The organism is Palleronia aestuarii, from assembly GCF_003253995.1.
GTDB classification, from domain to species: domain Bacteria; phylum Pseudomonadota; class Alphaproteobacteria; order Rhodobacterales; family Rhodobacteraceae; genus Palleronia; species Palleronia aestuarii.
Map to the genome: position 1 here is coordinate 1 of NZ_QKZL01000062.1, position 5257 is coordinate 5257.

At 60.1% G+C, this 5257-nt stretch carries 4 protein-coding genes and 1 pseudogene; 2 read left to right on the forward strand and 3 right to left on the reverse strand.

From position 1 onward, the window contains the following. Positions 1-285, reverse strand: a 285-nt coding sequence (locus LX81_RS21530) for a transposase (RefSeq protein ID WP_211322737.1), incomplete at its 3' end; no start/stop codon positions are given. Positions 286-890: 605 nt separating this feature from the next. Beyond that, entirely contained in the window at positions 891-1799 is a 909-nt protein-coding gene (locus LX81_RS21535) for a PAS domain-containing protein (RefSeq protein ID WP_111539286.1), read from the reverse strand. A gap of 140 nt (positions 1800-1939) precedes the next feature. Between LX81_RS21535 and LX81_RS21540 the strand changes: the two genes are divergently transcribed. Both LX81_RS21540 and LX81_RS21545 read left to right on the forward strand, forming a co-directional pair. Next, on the forward strand, positions 1940-3388 hold the full coding sequence (locus LX81_RS21540; RefSeq protein WP_111539287.1) for an ATPase domain-containing protein: 1449 nt from the start codon (positions 1940-1942) through the stop codon (positions 3386-3388). A 4-nt stretch (positions 3389-3392) separates the two neighbouring features. After that, positions 3393-4469 carry a sensor histidine kinase gene (locus LX81_RS21545; RefSeq protein WP_146259527.1) on the forward strand — a complete coding sequence of 359 codons (1077 nt, stop codon included), beginning with the start codon at positions 3393-3395 and terminating at the stop codon, positions 4467-4469. A gap of 250 nt (positions 4470-4719) precedes the next feature. Here the strand turns inward: LX81_RS21545 and LX81_RS21550 are convergent. Continuing rightward, positions 4720-5257 (reverse strand): annotated as a pseudogene (locus LX81_RS21550) (IS5 family transposase); the annotation flags it as partial.

A 5257-nucleotide genomic window follows, 5' to 3' on the forward strand; every position in this document is an offset into this window, starting at 1 on the left:
CGTCGAGTAGTCCGGCACCGACCAGTCGAGCCCCATGAGCTTCAACAGGCTCGCCACGAAGCCCGTTGTCTGGCGAAGCGGCAGGCCGAACAGCACCTTGATGGTCAGGCACGCTTGGATCGCCGCGTCCGAGAAGGTTTGCTGCCGCCCCTGCTTGCCCGAAGGCGCCGCGTGCCAAGCCATGCCCGGGTCGAACCAGACCGTCAGAGACCCGCGCTCACGCAGCGACGCGTTGTAACTCGACCCGTTCAGGGTGCGGCAACGGGTGGGCGCAGGCTTGGACATGCCGGACAGCTATGTCGCTGGACTCACGATGTGAATCCCACGCAGGCTTTCTGCAACAAGGCCTCTGGCGTATCGATGCCTCCAGCCGATAACCGGATGCCGGCGTCCTCTGCGAGGGGCGCCTTCAGAGTAGCCGGGAGTTCTGCAGCAATTTCAGGAGCGCAAGCACCCCGTAGCCGTGACCACGCCGTGAGCGCAAAATTTTTATAATTATACGCGAACCGCTTTAAAATCGGAAGAGGTCGGAACGGGGTGTGGAAAGGCCAAGCTATTGACGAACCAGCGGCGGTCAGGATGGATCGCATAAACGGGAATGGACATCGGGGCTGCCGTATTTGGTGATGGACGATGCTGCTGATTTACGGGCGCATTAGGCCTTGCACTTTTACCTCGGGATCGCAGTGGTTCTGGGCTTTGCAATAATAGCTGTAAAAAATTCTAATTTCGATAAACGTTTGAGGCTTTGTGCCATTTCGGCAGAAATGTACTTCTCGAACGCACCGGCGATGTTTGGTAGATCTTATCGATGCTGCCCCACATGCCGCATGGAGATCGGTATCGTAGCGACTTTTCCTGCTCGTCGCGGGCATCGCGGTGCAGGTAATCTACCGGTCGCTGTGCTTGCTCGGCTTTACAATTCGAATGAATCTTCCGGCGCAATCTGCCGGTGCCAGCACGATGCTGCGGCACGGGAGTTCGTGTCCATCCTGATGCACGATCACGGCATCGTCTTCGTAGCGGCCGTCCCGGCGAGCCTTCGCCATTTCGCTCCATGGGCGACCTGCCGCAACACAAGCGTCCGGGTAGAGCCGTTCGATTGAAAAACCGGGCTTTCCACCGTCGCTCCAGCCAATCAGGGTCGCCGCACTTTCCGGCCAATCCAGGATCTCTCCGTTCGCGTCGTAGGCGTACATTGCCCAGCCGGGTAGTTCCCGCATGATCGACCGCAGGGCGGCGTGCTGCAGACGCTCCTGACCCTCCAGCCTTTCCCGCTCACCGGTGTTGGCGAAGAGGATGCCGATCCCGCCGGTCGGTAGCGGGAGCGGAAAAGCCCTCATGTGAAGGCGCCGGCCTTCGTGCAGGACCGAATCCCATCCGAACGATACGTCCTCGCCGTGGTACATCGCGCGGCGCAACTGGGCTTCCGCGAGGGTCCCCCGAATCCTTGGCACGGCTTCGGTCATGACGCGACCGATCAGGTCTTCCCGTGGCTGCCCGAGGAAGAGTTCGGCGGCGCGGTTTACGGTGACGTAGCGCCATTCCGAATCCAGCGAGATGTAGCCCTCCGAAATGCTGTCGAGTATCAGAAGGAGCTTGCGGCGCTGGCTCGGATCGACCTCCGGCTTCGGCGCATCACCGAGCCGCTCGAATTCCTCGACGCCGAGAATGGCCAGCTTGGCCCGGCCGTGGTGAGTGACGATCACCGGTGACCGGATGACCATCTCCTGGACGCGACCGAAGTTGCGCGTCGCCTCGGCAGCCGTGACCGTTTGTACTTCTCTCACGCCGTCCATGAACTCACCGTTGTGTATTTTCGTATCTTAAAGATGCTGCAATTCACAAACAATACTGCAGTTAACGTATTATTTCACTTGTAATTGAAACATTTTACGCATTATACATAAATTCGTTTCCCAAGAATTTGGAATGCGTCATGCCAGACCGAGACGATGCACGCCTCTTGGCGACCGGGGTCCCGGGACTGGACACCGTTCTCAAGGGCGGGCTACCACCGCGTGGCCTCTACTTCGTGGGTGGGGCACCCGGCACCGGGAAGACTACGCTTGGATTGCAGTTCCTGCTCGAAGGTCGACGCCTCGGCGAGGAGACGCTGTTCATAAGTCTCTCGCAGGATCGGCGGGACCTTGAACGCATCGCCAAATCCCACGATTTCGATCTCTCCGGGATTCGGACGGAAGAAATTTCGGCGGTGGGTTTCGCGCAGGCAGCAGAAGATCGCCAGACAGTGATCGAGACTGCCGACACCGAATTATCATCGGCGGCAACTGCCCTTCAGGCGTTGGTTGTCAATTCCGGGGCGCAGAGGGTGGTCATCGATTCCCTCTTCGAAGTGCGGTTGCTTGCGCACGATCCCTTGTCCTATCGTCGGCAACTGCTCCTCCTGCGTGAGAACGTGGCTCGTCTTGGCGCCACCGCGCTCGTTCTCGACTATATCGACGACACGATCGGCGACCGTCAGCTCGAGGGCCTGGTGAACGGGGCAATTCTGCTGGAGCAGGAAATCCCGGGATACGGCGCCAGCATCCGCCGCCTGCATGTCGGCAAGGTCCGTGGCCAGCCCTTCGTCGAGGGATACCACAATCTGACGATCCGCAAGGGCGGTCTCACGGTGTTTCCGAGGGTCGTCCCGAAAGATGCGACCGATATGCTGACCGACGAAGTAGTCGTCTGCGGCATCGATGGGCTCGATCACATGATGGGCGGCGGCTTGGCGCTGGGGACGACGTGTCTTGTCGCGGGCCACTCCGGAACCGGAAAATCGACGGTTTGCACGGCATATGCTTCTGCAGCCGCGCGTGCCGGCCGGACTGCCGCGATGTTCCTATTCGAGGAACGTACGGCAATCTTTCGCCGACGATCCCAGGATCTCGGCTTCGATCTGCAGGAGATGGAAGAGGCGGGGTCCCTCATCCTGCGCCATTTCGATCCCGCGGAGATGTCTCCCGGAGAGTTCATGCAGATCGTCGTCGAGACGGTGGAACGGAACGGCGTGCAGGTGGTTGCAATAGACAGCCTCAGCGGGTTTCTCGGGGCGCATCCGAGCGGCACGGACCTCATTGTTCAGCTGCATTCCCTTTTGACCTACCTGTCGCGACGCAATGTCCTGACCTTCGTGACGCTAACGCATAACGGTCTTCTCGATGATGGTAATCAATCTGGAGTTGATACAAGCTATCTCGCGGATAGTGCGCTCCTCCTGAGGAACGAGGATATGGGTGGCGACCTTCGTAGAACGATCACCGTCGTCAAAAAACGACACGGGGACCACGAACAGAGCGTACGTGAACTTGTCATAGGGGATCGGAACGTGGACGTCGTCCCTTCACGAACGGGAGTGCCGCCCCATCTCGCCGTGGTCTGACACCGTGGGCGTTGCAGGAACGGGCCCCATCGAAAACGACCTGACCAACCATATGCAGCGCGTCGTGATCTACGCGCCCTACGGGAAAGACGCCGATACACTGGCGCAGATCGTGGCCGGCGAAGATATCGAAGTCGTCAAGGTCACGGATTGCTCCGGTCTCGACGAGCAACTCGGTCCCTCCTGCGCCGCGTTGGTGGTCACGGAAGAAGCGCTTGGCCCCCATCAAGAGCAGGTTTTTCTTCGGCATCTCCAAGCTCAGCCGATCTGGGCGGCCCTGCCCATTCTCGCTCTGGTCGCCGACGCCTCCCGTCTTCCACCGGCTCTACGGGGCTTGGGCATGAGAGCTTACCGCTCGGAGCTGGTCGTGCTCCAACGGCCGACTCATCCTGAAACGCTCCGGTCCACGGTGCAGACCCTCATCATGTCGCGGCAACGGCAATACCAAGTGGCCGATCACCTCGAAACCTTGAAGCGTAAGGAAAAGCACCTCGAGTTTCTCCTGGCTGAACTCGACCACCGCGTGAAGAATCTCCTCGGAAAGATCCTCAGCCTTCTCAGCCTGACCCGACGGGAAACGATCGATGCGGAGGGCTTCAGCGCAAAGTTCGAGGCGCGGACGCGGGCACTCGTCACGGCGCACGACATGCTGAACGGCAAGAACAATCTACCTGCGACAATCGGATCTTTGTTGGAGAACGCGCTCGCGCCGTTCTTGCCTTCGGTGAAGTCGAACGTTCAAACCGAAGGCCCGGAGCTTTCCCTCCTGCCGCATGGTGGGCTCGCTTTGGCGATGGCATTCAACGAACTTGCCACGAACTCGGTCAAGTACGGAGCGCTCTCTGCGGATGATGGCATCGTGTCCGTGCGATGGGCATTGGAAGGTGAAACGCCCCACCTCGTCGTCGACTGGATCGAGGAGAGGGGCCCCGCGCCGAAAGATTCGACCCGGACGGGGTTCGGCACCAAGCTTCTTACCGTTATCGTTGCCCTGGAACTCGATGGTGAGGCCGACTTAGTTTTTCGGCCCGAGGGAATTCACTGGCAACTCCGAGCACCCTATGCCGGTGCGGAGCGGTAACGCCGCTGGACTGTCCGATGGCCTTGCGGAAGATCACAGTCATCCGCTTTGTACTGCAGTGGCTGTGGTACTCATTCTGCACTGTAGAAGCGGGCAAGGTCGGTTCGCCATGCTTTCCATGTCGGCCAGTAAACGGCAGCTTGTCGCGTAAGAGGCATCGTTCCTGACATTCTCTGTTTGGATGCGTTACTGGGCAGGGCCGTCGGTCTCGGCGCTACCTTTCCTTGGCTAGGCTCAGGCCTCATAGCCATTAGATGACGGTGGCGGCGAGCGCGATGGCCGAGAGGAAGACCTCGGGGCATCGGTCGTAGCGCGTGGCCACACGGCGCCAATCCTTGATGCGGCCGAACATGATCTCGATACGATGTCGGCGCCAGTATCTGCGTTTGTCGTATTTGGTCGGGATCGTGCGCGACTTGCGCGGCGGAATGCAGGCCCGAATTCTGCTCCCCGACAGAGAGTTACGGAACCAGTCGGCGTCGCAGCCGCGGTCGGCGAGAAGCCAGTTCGCTTGCGGAAAGCCGCTCTGGAGCACGAGCGCGCCCTTGTAGTCGCTGACCTGGCCGGCGGTCACAAAGAGGCGGACAAGGCGACCCTCGCGGTCGGTGACGGCATGGAGCTTGGTATTCATCCCGCCGTCCTCGGGGAAACGATCCACCGGATCGTCTCCTGATCCTCGAACTCCTGCCGATCAGGCGGCCACGCCCCCCTTTTTGAAGGCGCAGGCTTGAGGCCGTCCGGTGCGCCTTCAGATGGGTCGTGTCGATCATGATCGTCCGGCAATCGGC